This is a genomic window from Hymenobacter mucosus (assembly GCF_900188255.1).
GTDB classification, from domain to species: domain Bacteria; phylum Bacteroidota; class Bacteroidia; order Cytophagales; family Hymenobacteraceae; genus Hymenobacter; species Hymenobacter mucosus.
The window spans coordinates 395,062-409,802 of record NZ_FZNS01000002.1 but is presented as its reverse complement, the minus strand read 5'-3'; the positions used below and the strand labels follow the sequence as shown (position 1 = coordinate 409,802).

Annotated in this window: 12 protein-coding genes and 1 tRNA gene; 7 read left to right on the top strand and 6 right to left on the bottom strand. The window is 56.6% G+C overall.

Annotated elements, in window-relative coordinates; all coding sequences use genetic code 11:
- Positions 1-63: 63 nt before the first annotated feature.
- Together CHB83_RS05665 and CHB83_RS05660 are read right to left on the bottom strand one after the other, a co-directional pair.
- The gene (locus CHB83_RS05665; RefSeq protein WP_045688731.1) at positions 64-1,077 is read right to left on the bottom strand and encodes an NAD(P)/FAD-dependent oxidoreductase; all 1,014 of its coding nucleotides are present in this window, start codon (positions 1,075-1,077) and stop codon (positions 64-66) included.
- A gap of 147 nt (positions 1,078-1,224) precedes the next feature.
- The gene (locus CHB83_RS05660; RefSeq protein WP_089331970.1) at positions 1,225-1,641 is read right to left on the bottom strand and encodes a hypothetical protein; all 417 of its coding nucleotides are present in this window, start codon (positions 1,639-1,641) and stop codon (positions 1,225-1,227) included.
- Positions 1,642-1,915: 274 nt separating this feature from the next.
- Here CHB83_RS05660 and dinB point away from each other — a divergent pair, with 274 nt between their 5' ends.
- Positions 1,916-2,995 carry a DNA polymerase IV gene (gene dinB, locus CHB83_RS05655; protein ID WP_089331969.1) on the top strand — a complete coding sequence of 360 codons (1,080 nt, stop codon included), beginning with the start codon at positions 1,916-1,918 and terminating at the stop codon, positions 2,993-2,995.
- Between the two features lie 18 nt (positions 2,996-3,013).
- Here dinB and CHB83_RS05650 read toward each other — a convergent pair whose 3' ends face one another.
- Positions 3,014-3,649, bottom strand: coding sequence for a sce7726 family protein (locus CHB83_RS05650; RefSeq protein WP_089331968.1), 636 nt, complete (start codon positions 3,647-3,649; stop codon positions 3,014-3,016).
- Between the two features lie 898 nt (positions 3,650-4,547).
- On the opposite strand from CHB83_RS05650, the gene CHB83_RS05640 reads away from it, so the two are divergent.
- Together CHB83_RS05640 and arsS are read left to right on the top strand one after the other, a co-directional pair.
- Positions 4,548-4,841, top strand: coding sequence for a hypothetical protein (locus CHB83_RS05640; RefSeq protein ID WP_045688727.1), 294 nt, complete (start codon positions 4,548-4,550; stop codon positions 4,839-4,841).
- A gap of 144 nt (positions 4,842-4,985) precedes the next feature.
- Positions 4,986-6,032 carry an arsenosugar biosynthesis radical SAM (seleno)protein ArsS gene (gene arsS, locus CHB83_RS05635; protein WP_089331967.1) on the top strand — a complete coding sequence of 349 codons (1,047 nt, stop codon included), beginning with the start codon at positions 4,986-4,988 and terminating at the stop codon, positions 6,030-6,032.
- Positions 6,033-6,154: 122 nt separating this feature from the next.
- On the opposite strand, the gene CHB83_RS05630 is transcribed toward arsS, so the two are convergent.
- The 3 genes from CHB83_RS05630 to CHB83_RS05620 all read right to left on the bottom strand — a co-directional run bounded on the left by CHB83_RS05630 (position 6,155) and on the right by CHB83_RS05620 (position 8,076).
- Positions 6,155-6,228 (bottom strand) — tRNA-Arg (locus tag CHB83_RS05630).
- 135 nt (positions 6,229-6,363) lie between these two features.
- Entirely contained in the window at positions 6,364-7,083 is a 720-nt protein-coding gene (locus CHB83_RS05625; protein WP_052695239.1) for a TVP38/TMEM64 family protein, read from the bottom strand.
- A 69-nt stretch (positions 7,084-7,152) separates the two neighbouring features.
- Complete coding sequence (locus CHB83_RS05620) at positions 7,153-8,076, bottom strand: DUF2167 domain-containing protein (RefSeq protein ID WP_179225461.1); 924 nt, start codon at positions 8,074-8,076, stop codon at positions 7,153-7,155.
- Between the two features lie 216 nt (positions 8,077-8,292).
- Here CHB83_RS05620 and CHB83_RS05615 point away from each other — a divergent pair, with 216 nt between their 5' ends.
- The 4 genes from CHB83_RS05615 (at position 8,293) to CHB83_RS05600 (ending at position 14,634) form a co-directional block, all read left to right on the top strand.
- Positions 8,293-9,432 carry a cystathionine gamma-synthase gene (locus tag CHB83_RS05615; protein WP_045688724.1) on the top strand — a complete coding sequence of 380 codons (1,140 nt, stop codon included), beginning with the start codon at positions 8,293-8,295 and terminating at the stop codon, positions 9,430-9,432.
- 390 nt (positions 9,433-9,822) lie between these two features.
- Positions 9,823-10,203 carry an SGNH/GDSL hydrolase family protein gene (locus CHB83_RS05610; RefSeq protein ID WP_089331965.1) on the top strand — a complete coding sequence of 127 codons (381 nt, stop codon included), beginning with the start codon at positions 9,823-9,825 and terminating at the stop codon, positions 10,201-10,203.
- A gap of 120 nt (positions 10,204-10,323) precedes the next feature.
- Positions 10,324-11,328 carry an MBL fold metallo-hydrolase gene (locus CHB83_RS05605; RefSeq protein ID WP_089331964.1) on the top strand — a complete coding sequence of 335 codons (1,005 nt, stop codon included), beginning with the start codon at positions 10,324-10,326 and terminating at the stop codon, positions 11,326-11,328.
- Positions 11,329-11,874: 546 nt separating this feature from the next.
- Complete coding sequence (locus tag CHB83_RS05600) at positions 11,875-14,634, top strand: TonB-dependent receptor (protein ID WP_089331963.1); 2,760 nt, start codon at positions 11,875-11,877, stop codon at positions 14,632-14,634.
- Positions 14,635-14,741: the final 107 nt, after the last annotated feature.

Genomic DNA, 14,741 nt, shown 5'->3' with positions numbered 1-14,741 from the left:
TGCCCCGCACAGGCTGATCCTACCCACTTGTCGCCGGTAGAATCAGCCTGTACGGGGCTCCTATTATAGGGTAGGCACTCCGTTCACCGTGGTGTACTTGAGCACATACTTTTTATCGGGATAAATGTACTTGTAGGCGCCCTGGCACATAAGGGCTGCCTCATGGAAGCCACACAAGATTAGCTTCAGCTTGCCAGGATACGTGTTGATGTCGCCGATGGCGTAGATGCCGGGCTCGGAAGTAGAGTAGTCCACCGTATTCACTTTCACGGCGTCGTTCTCAATTTCCAGTCCCCACTCGCCGATAGGACCGAGCTTAGGCGTGAGGCCGAACAGCGGAATAAACGAATCGACTTCTACTTGGTTTGCAGTACCATCGTTGGCAGTGATGGTGACAGCGTTGAGCTGCCCGTTGCCGTGCACGTGGGTCACGTTGCTGCTCAGCACCAAGTTCACTTTGCCCGCCTCGTGCAGGTCCTTCACTTTCTCCGCCGAGTCGGCCGCGCCGCGGAAGGTAGTACCACGGTGCACCAGGGTTACTTCCTTCGCCACTTCGGCCAAGAAGATAGTCCAATCGAGAGCCGAGTCGCCACCACCGGCAATGACGAGGCGCTGGTCGCGGAAGGTTTCGGGGTCGCGCACCATATAGTACACACCCTTACCCGATTCAAACGACTCAAGGCTTTCGATGGCAGGCTTGCGGGGCTCAAACGACCCCAGGCCGCCGGCAATAGCAATAGCCTTGCACAGGATTTCGGTGCCGTCGATGGTCGTTACACGGAAAGAACCGTCTTCTAGCTTCTGGTAACCTTCTACTCGTTCGCCCAGCGTGAAGGTGGGGTGGAAGGGCTCAATCTGACGCATGAGGTTGCGTACCAGGTCGCCGGCCAACACTTCCGGGTAGCCCGGAATGTCGTAGATAGGCTTCTTGGGATAGATTTCAGAAAGCTGCCCACCTACTTGGGGTAGGGCGTCAACTACGTGGCAGCGCAATTTGAGCAGGCCAGCTTCGAATACAGCGAACAGGCCTACTGGGCCGGCCCCGATAATGCAGATATCGGTGGAAATAGAATTCATCAGCGAAAAGTGAAAACAGACAAACAGCGGCAAGGGCCTACTGACATAACAGCCCGGCCCCTGAAACGTTGGACCCGGTCTTACTTGCGGGCGCAAAGATAGGCACGCAACGCTAGCCAGCCCACCCTACTCCGCACGGGCGGGTCACTAGCAAGCCGCAGCGATGTACGGACGAGAATAAGAAGCCAAAAATTGTGCGGCTGCCGCGCGCTCCGCAAAACGGTACACGGGCAGAAACTGTAACTGATTGAGCAGCTTACTAAGCTGGCCCATGTTATGGTTGGTGGGTAATACCTCGGCAATAACCCCTACTCCGGCCTGCCGGAACAGTTGGCGCAGCCGCAAATACAACGGCACCAGTTGCAAATTGGGACCTAACGTATTGGTAACGTCGAGCAGCATAGTAAAGCCCGGCTCTACTTGGGCCAATACCCGTTGCCAGTCGGGTAGGAAGTGCGGCATGTGGTGCACTAAGGTTTGTACCTCTAAGCGCTCATAAACAATGTGGTTGTGCACGCGGTCAAGGTAAATTCGATACTCAGGCCGATAGGCAAGAAGTTGCATGGATGATGGTGTGCAATAGGATAGCAGAAGGTGGGGCGTGATAAGTAAACAGTACGGTTTAGGAAAAAAGTCCCTGCTTGAGATTCAGAAGTCTCTGGTTGGGAGGGCACAGCCTGCCCTTGGCACAGTTCATCTACTGTTAAGCTTGGGCGCCATGTTCGGTGCCGCCACCGCGCGGTCGCGCGTCGTCATGTAGGTTGGCTCATTGCGACGACAGAAGGTGGGCTAATGAGAACGGGAGCGTATCTTCGTAGGCCACTACTGGGTAGCAACCGTGGAGCCGGACGTACAGCGGAAGATCATACACCTCGACATGGATGCCTTTTATGCCTCCGTAGAACAGCGCGACCATCCTGCGTTGCGGGGGCGGCCCGTGGCCGTGGGAGGGTCGCGGCAGCGCGGCGTGGTAGCGGCAGCTAGCTATGAAGCCCGGCAATTTGGAGTGCGCTCGGCAATGGCCGCTACGGTAGCGCTGCGCAAGTGCCCAGACCTGGTTTTTGTGAAGCCACGCTTTGAGGTGTACAAGGCGGTGTCGCGGCAGATCCGGGCCATCTTTGCCGAGCATACGCCCCTGATCGAGCCTGTCTCATTGGATGAGGCTTACCTCGACGTGACCACTAATCTGAAGCAGATTGCTACGGCTACTCAAATTGCCGAGGAAATCCGGTCGGCTATTTTCAACCAAACCCAGCTCACGGCTTCCGCCGGTATTTCCTACAATAAGTTCTTAGCTAAACTAGCTTCCGACTACCGCAAGCCCAACGGGCAGTTTGTGATTAAGCCTCACCAAGGGCTAGAGTTTGTGGCGGGGCTTGCTGTAAGCCAGTTTCACGGCATTGGGCACGTGACGGCAGCTAAGATGAACCAGCTCGGTATTTTCACCGGGCTCGATTTGCGCCACCAAACGGAAGCGTTCCTGCGTCAGCACTTTGGCAAGGCCGGCGGCTACTACTACGCCATTGCCCGAGCCCAGGACCACCGCCCCGTGGTGGCCGATCGGGTACGGAAATCCTTAGGGTCGGAAACTACGTTTGACCGGGACTTGCTAACCCTGGCTGAAGTTGCCACCGCCTTGGTGCCCATTGCTACATCGGTGTGGGAGGCTAGCCAACGGACGCGGGTGCAAGGCCGCACCGTTACGCTGAAGGTGAAATACGGCGACTTCCAACAGATTACGCGCAGCCGAACAGGGTGGGCCTACATTCATACGCAGGAGATGTTGCTGCAAGTCTGCCAAGAGTTAATAGCCTCTTTAGAGCCGCTGGAGAAAGGAGTGCGGCTATTAGGCGTAGCCATTTCCAACCTAGATACTGGGGAGGAAAAGGTAGGTCAGCAGCTAGTTCTAGGCTTCTGAAGCAAGACAAACAATTGGCTAGGCACCCAGCCGGCTGCTTCGCTTGCGGCGGCGGGTGCTGGGCTTCTTCCGGCGCTTGCGAGCGGGCCGTTGTTGCCGTTCGGCTTTGCGCATGGCCCGGTCGAGTAAGCGCTGGGGTAGGCGGTTTGTGAGTCGCTCCCGCACGTAGGCGGCCAGGCGGGAAAGCGGCACGGCGTGGGCCTGACGCAGGAACTGTAGCACTTCCCGCCGCCGCAGGCTGCTTAGCCCCACCAAACCATTCGCCGTTAGAAACTCCTTGATTTCGTCGAGCCGCAGCAAGCTTGCCACCGCGGCCCGGTCGACGGTAGCATTGTACTGGGCTGGGCGGTGCGGGTGAAGGCCTTGCTCCGAGGCAACGAGTACGCCCACCCATTCGGGTACTAGCTCTAGCAGGCGCGGCACGTGTTTTTCCGTCACCACGAAGGTTACAAAATCGTAGGCCCCACCGTAGCAGCGCAGTTGGTTTTCTACCCGCTGTAAGGTGTCGCCGTCGCCCTTTACTTCGTAGCCATGCATGAAGGCTGGCGTGATGTGCACTACATCGGCGCGGGTAGTTCCGGTAGGCAACTCATCCACGTACACGCCTTCCATTAGCAGCGGATACAACAAGGCACGGATAGCAGGATCATTCATCAGACCCCGAAGATACTGCACAGTCTAGCTGCACCCTAGTACTTCGTTTGTGTAAGCTATAATTATTTGATAAATAGATACTTGATTCAGGATGGAAAGCTCCTGTTCCTACCCTTCTAACCTGCGGTAAGGCACCAGCCTGCTGTCCCAGATGGAGAAACTCAGTATAAATACCCACAGGAAATCCGTTTTCTTACTGATCAAACCGTAAGCTCAACAAGTAGTTTTGCTAGCAGGATACTACTAAGTGTACTTTCTCAAGTGTCAGAGGCTGAATCACAACTGGTTATCGAGATAGAGACTTGCCGTGAGGGAGCGGGTATTCAGCTGCGGGGATGCTGCGCAGGGCCTACCGAAGCCGAGGAGTTAAAGCGTAGTATCCGGCAGGCTGTTGCCACGCAAGTTCCCATTCTGTGGGTCAACTGTTTTCTGCTAGAATCACTGTCGTGGCACGGGCAACGGGCAATTCTGGAAGTGCAAAATGAGGCGCGTCGGGCCCGAATACGGTTGTATTGGTGTGGTTTCTCTGCTGCCGTGCTTGAGCAAATGGGGCGCACCGGCCTGCAGCTATTGCTGCATACGTTGCCTGCGTCAAGCTATCCAAGCAACAACTTGTGGGCCTAAGCTGTCGGGGCCTTGGCGATGAGCAGTAAGGGCACGGGTACTAGCAGATATGTTGCGTTTGTAAGTATCTTGGCAAAGGCTCAGCTTGGATGGATATAGCTAAGCCACGGGACTATAGCAAAACGAACTAGTGGAAGACAACCTGCGGGGCCATGTAGCAAGCGAGAACTACTCGCTTCCCCGACCTTATGAACCAAGCTCCTCGCACCGAGGTAGCAAGCGAGATAGGCTAAGCGGCACTATCGTCTCGACGGCGACCAAGCTGCTTCCTCTGTTGGAACTGATTGAAAGGATAAAGCCCCACGTAGCCAACGACTCTGTTTTTAGCTCCCGGCGCGACAAGATTCGGGCGCAGTTAGCTATTGTGCAGGCGCAGTTGCACTCCGACCAGCCAAAGCGCCAAGCCATCAGCCACGCCTTTATGCTCATGGCGGAGTTTGTGCAGGAAGAGTCCAAGGAAGTAAGCCGGGACGAGGTGAAGGAATCAGCCAAGCGTTTTGTGCTGGCCACTCTCAAGAACGCGCCGTCTATTATTAGTGCCGCTCACCAGTCGGGACTACTTTCATAGTGAACTAAATCGACTCAACGGATATTTTCGTAAGTCTAGCTCGTGCCTGCAAGGCCAAAAGGAGAGGCTAGTGGTTTATGTGTAAGCCATTGGGCTACGTGGTTCTGCTCTCCTTATCCTACCCTCTTTACTACCGCGCATACAATGAAATCCCTCAAAGCGACTGGGCATGATCTTGCAGACTCGGCCTTTCAACTCACCGTATTGCGCCGGGAGGTAGCCGATACGCTGCATCTGCCGCTGTTTCACGAGAAGATGTCTACGGCGGGCTTGTTTCCCCTGGCGCCGCTGGAGCCCACTGTGCTGCAAATCAACGTGGGTAAAATGTGCAACCAGGTATGCCGCCATTGCCACGTAGATGCTGGTCCGGACCGGAAGGAAATCATGACCCGCGAAACTATGCAGCTATGCCTGAACGCGCTGGCTCAAACGTCGATTGGAACCGTGGACCTAACGGGCGGAGCTCCGGAGATGAACCCCGATTTCCGCTGGTTTGTAGAGCAAATACACCAGCTGGGGCGCCATATCATTGTGCGCTGCAACCTAACCATCATTGTAGCCAACAAGAAATACTACGACCTGCCCGAATTCTTCCGTCGGCATGGGGTAGAAGTGGTTAGCTCGTTACCCTTCTACAATGCCAAAACCACCGACCGGCAGCGGGGAGATGGAGTATTTGAGGACTCGGTACAGGCCTTGAAGATGCTAAACGCCGTGGGCTACGGCCAAGAAGGCACGGGCTTGCGCCTGAACTTGGTGTATAACCCGAACGGAGCCTTCCTGCCGGGCTCACAGAAGGGCTTGCAAGACCAGTTTAAGCGGGCTCTACACAAGGATTTTGGTATTGTTTTCAATGAACTCTACGCCATTACCAACATCCCCGTGAGCCGTTACCTCGACTACCTTATCGAATCGGGGAACTACGCGGGCTACATGGAAAAGCTGGTGACGGCTTTCAATCCGGCGGCGGCTGAAGGAGTAATGTGCCGCAATACAATATCGGTGAGCTGGGAAGGCGGCCTCTACGACTGCGACTTCAACCAGATGCTAGACTTGCACGTGGCTAGTCCCGTACGGCACATTCGCGACTTCAACCTAGCTACCCTCAACCAACGAAAAGTGGTGCTCAATCAGCACTGCTACGGGTGCACGGCGGGTAGCGGTTCCAGTTGCGGTGGTACTACTGCTTAGCTTTAAATTTTGAATAGAGTAGCACGGCTGGGGCGCTAGGGGAAACCTATAGCGCCCCAGCATCTTTAAGAAGGCAATAGAAAATAAAAAAGCCTCCTCGCAAGGTGCGGGGAGGCTTTTTGTGGTCACGTAGGGAGTCGAACCCCAAACCTTCTGATTCGTAGTCAGATGCTCTATCCAATTGAGCTACGCAACCATTTTGTTACCGTGTGCGGAGCGTTTCTCCGTTTTGGTTGTGCAAAGATAGCAGCATAATTTCTGCTCTTGCAAGCCCCGAGAACTATTTACTGCCTGTTTTTTCTTGAAAAAAACGCAAGAGGCTGAATTTCAGCTAAATTTTTTCTTCCTCTTGGATGCCCCGACGCAATGCTCGCTTCATAGCTCGTGTAAAAAGGAAGTATAATCCGAACATGGATACTGCTACCAGCACCACCACGAGTACTTTGCCGGCAGTGCCAGTGTCGGGGTCTTGAATGAGGGCGAGCACATCTTGCGCTTTTGTGCCCAGCCAGTAAAAAAACAATGTGCGCGGCAGCATACCTACTACCGAGGCGGTGAGAAACTGCCGCCTCGGCACGCCCACTACGGCTAGGATAAACGTGATGAGGGCGAAAGGCAATACCGGCGAAAGGCGCGTGAGCAAAACCAGGCGCCAACTGTCGCCGCGTAGCTCGTGCATCACGGCGTGAGCCTTAGGGAAGCGCTCCAGGAGCCGAATAAGTTTGCCTTGGTCGAGGGATGTTGCGAGCATGTGACCAAACAGGGCGGCCAGGATATAGGTAAGCAGCATGCCAGGAAAACCGGCCCAATCGAAGAAAAAGGCAGTGACCAGTACCACCACGGTCGTATGCGTCAGCGAAAACGTCATGGTGAAGGCCACCACTGCGAAGTACAGCAGCATTTGGGGCAGCGTGGGATTTTCCAGCCAGCTTGCGTTTTCGTGTAATCCCCACGCGAGCAAACTGTCGCCGGCTAGGGGCAGCAGCGTGAGGAGAAGTAAGGAAACTAGGGTGGAAGTGTTCTGATGAAACAGCTCTTTGAGAAACGCCATACGCAGCAAACAAACGGGCCGGCCTTCTATGGCCGGCCCGAAGGTAGAACGTAAAAGCAGCCCAGAAGGCTACGCTTCCGGCTCGGGGTCGGGGGAGGGGCCACCCACTATAGCCGGCTCCTCCGTAGTCTTGGCCCCAAAAAAGCGGCGCACGGCCGTCCAGGCGGCCGCACCGAGAGCAAGGAGAATCTTCCAGAATTTGAGGATGAGCGCAAAGAAGCCCACCTTCGCCAGTACCTTCCCCGCAATCAAGCCGCCAATGCCATAGGCCGCCACGTCGTCTAGCTTTGGGTCGAAGTCGGCATATTGCAAGCCTTTGCTAAAGCTCACGCTTTTGATAACCGCCGGAATGGTAGTGCGCACCTCGGCCAGTTGGCCTACCGAGCCCACGGCATTGAGGTTGAGCACGCCTTTGCGGCCCAACAGGCGCACGTTGTAGTTGAGCGTGTTTTCGGGTGAATTGCCAAACTTAAGTTCCTTGGCCCAGTGAAGCACGTTTAGGTTTTTGTCGTAGTAGGGCTTGGCAGCCCATCCTACCAGGGTGATGGGGTCATAGCCCGCACCGATGCGTTCCTGGTTCGACTCCTCCATGTCCGACTGCATGTCCTTGAGTAGGTCGTTATAGTCGATGTCTTCGGCGTCATCGTCTTTTACGTAGCCCATCTTCTCATACTCCACCACAAAGGCCCAGCCATCTACATCGAGGGGGCCTTTGGTAGCGGGGAACAGCATGCCCAGTGATTCTCCCTCGGGGTTGCCCCAGAAGGTGGTGAGCACGCGGGTGCTTTGTTCGGCATTGAGGTAGCGGAAGCCAGTTGGTACGGTGATTTCACCCACGCCGTCGGGTAGGGAAACGCGCCCGGTTTGGTAATGCAGAGTAGCATGAACGGAGTCGATTCGGGCTTTGCGGAGGGCCGCCGAATCAACGGGGGTAGCGGCATAGCTGAATACAGGGGCCCAGGCGAAGGTCAGAAGCAGTAGAAGTTTTTTCAAGCGTATAAAGAAAAGATGATGAATAGTATTTTGTTGCTAAGATAGACTCATTTCCAACCACCTACTGCACCCAATCAAGCCTGGTCAAAAAAATAAATAGCTGGCTGCTAACCCTTTTGTCCGGTTGGAGGGTTGATGCAGCGGTACCCGTGAAGCTTCGCCTACATTCCTACCTTTGCGGGGCCTACCCACGTTTCTACATCACCCGTTTCTCGCATGAAATTCGGAACCAAAGCTATCCACGCTGGCGTCCATCCTGACCCCACTACCGGGGCCATCATGACGCCCATTTATCAAACCTCAACCTACGTGCAACGCTCTCCCGGCGACCACAAAGGCTTTGAGTATTCGCGCACCCACAACCCAACTCGCTCCCAACTGCAAGATGCCCTAGCGGCGCTAGATAACGGGAAGCATGGCCTGGCCTTCGCCACCGGAATGGCTGCCATTGACTGCATTGTGAAGCTGCTGCAGCCCGGCGACGAGGTTATCAGCACTAACGACCTGTACGGAGGCTCTTACCGCCTCTTCACAAAAGTGTACGCCACATACGGCATCAAATTTCACTTTGTGCCCATGCACGATATGACGGCCGTGGAGGCTGCCGTAACGGAGCGCACCAAGCTGATTTGGGTAGAAACGCCTACCAACCCGTTGCTGAACGTCATTGACATTGCGGCGGCTTCGGCCGTGGCTAAAAAGGCGGGCGCGCTGCTGGTGGTAGACAATACCTTCTCCACGCCTTACCTGCAAACGCCGCTGGAGCTGGGTGCTGATATGGTAATGTACTCCCTGACCAAGTACATGGGCGGCCACTCCGACACCGTGATGGGGGCTGTCATTGTAAACGACGACGAGCTGCACCAGCGCTTGAGCTTCTACCAGAATGCCTGCGGTGGTACGCCTGGCCCTCAAGACTGCTTCCTAGTACTACGCGGCCTCAAAACCCTGCACGTGCGCATGCAACGCCACTGCGAAAATGGCCGCAAAGTAGCCGAATTCCTCAAGGCGCATCCCAAAGTGGAGAAAGTGTACTGGCCTGGCTTCGAGGATCATCCAAACCATGCCATTGCCGCCAAACAGATGCGCGACTTTGGTGCTATGATTTCCTTCGTGCTGAAAGGCGACCGAAAGGAGGATGCCATTGCTACCCTGGAGAAATTTCAGCTTTTCTCCCTGGCTGAAAGCTTAGGAGGCGTGGAAAGCCTCTCTGGCCACCCCGCTACCATGACGCACGCCAGCATTCCGGCCGAGGAGCGTCGTAAAGCCGGCCTCTCCGACTCGCTGATTCGTTTGAGCGTGGGCATTGAGGATGCTGACGACTTGCTGGAGGACTTGCAGCAAGCCATTGGCTAACGGGTTCAAGTCACAACTCTTCGGCTTGCTGACGGTCAGTCCCTAGCCGACGCGCTACAGTCAGCGTAGTAAGTAGAAAGTGCTTGCCTACACGACAACGCCGCCCGGCCGAGAAGGCCGGGCGGCGTTGTCGTGTAGGTGACTACCATAATGCTAGTTAGAGTAGACTGCGGTGGCACCATCTGCGGTTGTCTGAGTAGCATTACATGGCAGCTCCATTCATTGCAAGTCGCCTGGTTAATGCGGGTTCTGCTTCTTTTTTGCTACTTCTGAGCATGGGCGTGCCCAACCTGCTGCCGAGCCAGCCCCACGTACCACTGCGGTTACTCCATCACCACCCAGTTGCTCTGAGCCATTGAGGCTAGCAACAATATTCGCACCCATGAGCTAGTGTCTCTGCTGATTGGCGTCAACAACCAGTGCCAGGGCCTGCCACTGGCCACCTACCGCCCCGAGTTGCGCGAACTGCTGCGCCTAGCTGTGCGCTCTGCTGGTGGGCGTGCGGGGCGAGTGGTGATGCTTCCCACTCCCGCCTGGGGGCAGTCGCCCTACGCCCGCAACTACGACCCAGCCTGCATTGCCACCAAAATTGACCAGCACAATCCCGTGGCTCAGGAAGAATGCCAACTGGCCGCCGTGTCCTTCGTGAACATAACCGACCGGACCCGCGCCGCCGAGCCTACTCCGTTTGCCAACGACGGCCTGCGCTACTCGGGCCAGCAGATGCAGCAGTGGGCCCTACGGACCCGGCAGTTGCTCCAACAGTGCTAGAGTGAGGTAGAAGCGGGCGGCAAAGCCCCTAGTCAGTAGATTTCCGCGGCCGTGTTAAAGTAAAAGTGAGGGAACATCGTCAGTCAGCCTAGGCTCACGTATCCTAGGCATCAGATTTCTATGAAAACTCCCTCCCGCTTCGACGGTAAAAAGTACCTTAATAGCATTCCCACCAGCATGTCGGGGAATTATGGGCGTATGTTGCGCAACTGGCTGCTGGGTAAAGAAGAGCGAAATCCGCGCCGTCCGCTAGGGCCCTTTCGGGCCGATGCGGCAGTATTGGCCGAGCCAGTACCTAGCGCTGCCCTGCGCGTTACGTGGTTTGGGCACTCTACTACCTTAATCGAAATAGATGGCAAGCGCTTCCTGACTGACCCAGTGTGGCGGTTGCGAGCTTCGCCGGTAGCCTTGGGGCCCAAGCGCTTCTTTGCTCCCCCGCTACCGCTGGCCGAGCTACCCGTGCTTGATGGCGTTCTGCTTTCCCATGACCACTACGACCACCTTGACAAAGAGGCCATCCGAAACTTGGGCCGCACGGGGGTAGCGTTTTTCTGTCCGCTGGGGGTAGGAGGGCACCTGCGCCGCTGGGGCATTGCTGCCGCCCAAATTACGGAGCTCGATTGGTGGCAAGAAGTGCAGGTAGGAGAGACGCACACCTTGGTAGCTACCCCAGCGCGCCACTTCACGGGCCGCGGCCTCACCCGCGACGCGACGCTGTGGGCTTCCTGGTGTGTGCTCGGGCCTACCCACCGCGCCTTTTTCGGCGGCGACTCTGGGCCCTTCGAGGCGGGCTTTCAGGAAATAGGCGCGGCGTACGGGCCGTTTGACTTGGTAATGCTGGAAGTGGGCGCCTCCGATGAACTGTGGGCCGATATTCACATGGGCCCCGACCATGCCTTAGCCGCGCACCGGGCACTGGGTGGCGGTGCTTTTCTGCCCTTGCATTGGGCCACTTTTAACCTGGCTTTCCATAGCTGGCACGAGCCCGCCGACCGGCTGGTGGCTGCCGCCGCCCCCGATGTGCCGTTACTGCTACCTGCTCCAGGTCAGCGGATAGATGTAGCTGCCGGCCCCCAGCCGGGGTATTGGTGGCACGCTTACCTCAGTGGCCCCGCCCACCGCTGAAAACAAATAGCCTAGTTGCTTGTAGTGCCAGCAGAATTTTCCGAAAGCAAAAGTGCCCGCAAAGTGGCGGAAGCTCGTGCTTTCAGGACGAAGCGCTAGTAGTTCGTCTGGTGCGTTACTTACTTTTTGCCGCGTGACTTATTTTTCTTCAGCCGCTTCTCTTGCCTTGCAAAGTCGGCTGACTACCGTCTACGTTCCCTTGCCCACCCCGCGCCCACTGGTAGCTGCAGTTGCTGCCGGTCGTGGGTGTTGTTGCTGTTGTTGAGGCCAGTAGGCTACCTCCTGGGATGGTCACATAAGAGAGTAGCTACCTAGTAAAACGCTTGCGTAGCTGAACACTAATAGCTGTTAGGGTTCCGTCGTGCGTATGCGCCAGAAATGCGCTGCCCCAGCCGTTTTGCATCCTAGTATTTTCTCCGGCTGACCTGCCTGCCTTCCGGTGCGGAAGGTGGCGGGACGGTCATCATTTTTCACTGCTTCGCACCGAAGCGCTACCTGGCTACGAAGCCCGGCGTCGGTGCTGTTTTGAGCTTTTTTCTCGTCTATATGAAGAACGTATTCTCTGTTCAAGTAGGGTTGGCTGCGGCACTGTCGCTGACTAGCCTAGCCGCCATTGCGCAAAATATTACGGTAACGGGCCGCGTGACCAATGCCGCCGGTCAAACCCAGCCGGGCGTTACAGTGCTAGAACGGGGCACCTCCAATGGTACTAGCACCGACGCCGACGGGCGTTTTAGCCTTAGTGTATCGCCAACGGCTACGCTGGTTGTATCGGCCATTGGAGCCACTACCCAGCAGATTCCGCTGAACGGCCGTACCACCTTGGACGTACGTTTGGCCGACAATGAAACGGCGCTGAACGAGGTAGTAGTGACGGGCTCCCGGGCCGCTGAAGGCCGATCCAATATCCTTACTACCTCGCCGGTAGACGTGATTTCGGCCCGCGAAATCAAAGCCTACGCCCAAACCGACGTCACCCAGATCCTCACCTACATTGCCCCCTCGTTTCAGAGCACGCGCCAAACCGTAACCGATGGTACCGACTTTGTGGACCCCGCTACGTTGCGCGGCTTGGGTCCCGACCAAGTGCTGGTGCTGGTGAACGGCAAGCGGCGCCATACTTCGGCGCTGGTAAACATCAACGGTACGCCGGGCCGCGGCTCGGTAGGTACCGATATGAACGTGATACCGCCGGCCGCTATTAAGCGCATTGAGGTGCTGCGGGAAGGCGCGGCGGCCCAGTACGGCTCCGACGCCATTGCCGGTGTTATCAACATTCAGCTAAAAGACGACACCACCGGCGTGCAGGCCAGCAGCACGGTAGGTCAAACCTACGAGGGCGATGGTGAGTTGGTGCAGGCCGATGCCAACGTGGGCATTGGGCTTGGCGGGCGTGGCTTTCTGGACCTGAGCGGACAGTTTAGTAACCGCTCCTACGTAGACCGGAGCGGCCTCGATACGGCCCCGCTTATTTACCTGGGTACCAGTACTGGCAACTACCCCAGTGGTTTGTCTGATGACCGAAAACGTGCCTTGAAAGCTCAGGACGATGCTTTAGTAGCAGAGCGTGGCTTCAACCGCCGCGACATTCGGGTGGGTAGCTCCGACGTGCGCACCTATGGCAGCTTCCTGAATGCGGGCTACACACTAGCGCCCAGCATTGGCTTGGAAGCGTACGTAGCCGGCGGACTCACGCGCCGTACTGGCCGCGCCGGGGCCCTCTACCGCCTACCCAGCCAAGCAACCCAAAACGACCCCAGCATTTACCCCAATGGCTTCCTGCCCTTCATCAACAGCACCGTTGACGATGCTTCCATCATCACGGGCATCCGGGGTAAGGTATTGGGCTTTGCGGCTGACTTGAGCAATACCTATGGCCGCAACAGCCTACGTTACGAGCTGGAGAACACCCTGAATGCTTCTCTACAAAACAGTCCTACCTCGTTCTACGCTGGCACGCTGGTGTTTCAGCAGAACACGGTGAACTTGGGCTTTTCGCGCAAATTCCTGAGCGTACCCGTCATCAGCACCCTGAACGTGGCCTTTGGGGGTGAATTCCGGGCCGATAACTTCCAGATTAAGGCTGGCGAAGAAGGCTCGTATGCCGCCGGAACGCGCACCGTCAACGGTGCCCGGGCAGCCTTCGGGGCGCAGGGCTTTCCTGGCTACCGGCCTGCCGATGCTACCGACCGCACCCGTACCAACGTGGCTGGGTACATCGACCTCGAAAGCGACATTACCGAGAAGTTGCTGGTAAGCGTGGCTGGCCGCGCCGAGCGCTACTCTGATTTTGGCTCCAATGTGAGCGGCAAGCTAGCAGCTCGCTATAGCCTTACACCCGACGTAGCCCTGCGCGGTGCCATCAGCAACGGTTTCCGGGCCCCATCCTTACAGCAGCGCTACTTCACCAACTCTAGCACCCAGTTTACCAGCGGTGAGCTGCGCGACGTGCTTACTACCAACAACGACGACCCCATTACGCGGGCTTTCGGTATTGGCTCGCTTAAGCAAGAAACCTCGAACAACTACAGCCTAGGCCTCACGGCGCGAGTATTGCGGAGCATTACGTTGACGGTAGACGCCTACCAGATTGATATTGATGACCGGATTGTGCTTAGCTCTCAGTTCAGCCGGGGTACGGCTGCCGTGGCCGACATCCTCAACGCCAACCAGCGCCCCAACCAAAACCCGGTGCAGGGTGTGCAATTTTTTGCCAATGCCGTGAATACCCGCACCCGCGGCGTAGATATAGTAGCGAATGAGCGCCTAACCTTGGGCGCTGACAGCCGCCTGACGCTGACGGCCGCGGCCAACTTCAACGAGACGAACGTGCGGAGCTTCAACAGCTCACAGTTCATCGACAACAACGCCAGCTTGCAGAATACGCTCTTTGACCGAGCCCAGCGTGCCCGCCTTGAAAACGGGCAGCCCCGCAGCAAAATCAACCTGAGTGCTGATTACGGCTACAAAATCTTTAGCGTGAACCTACGCACCGTGCGCTTTGGGGAAATCCAAACCAAAGATGCCAACCCCGACCGTTCGTACATCGACCAAACCTTCTCGGCTAAGTGGGTGACGGATCTGGTGCTGAGCGCCCAGGTACTGAAGCAAGTGGGCGTGAGCATTGGCGTAAACAACCTGTTCGACGTGTACCCCGACCGCCTTTACCAAGACCCCAACAACAACGAGCAGAGCCTGAACTATACCACGCTAGACGCCACCAACCGGGGCCGCTTCCCTTATAGCTCCAACCAGTTTGGCTACAGTGGAGGTTTCTACTTTGGCCGCGTGAACGTGTCCTTCTAATCGGGGGATTTTCTGCGAGTATCGACGCCGAAACTAGGCCTGCACGCTGAATTTCGCGTATGCACAGGTAACGCTCTTTCTGATTACACCCACGTAGTTCTTTCTGT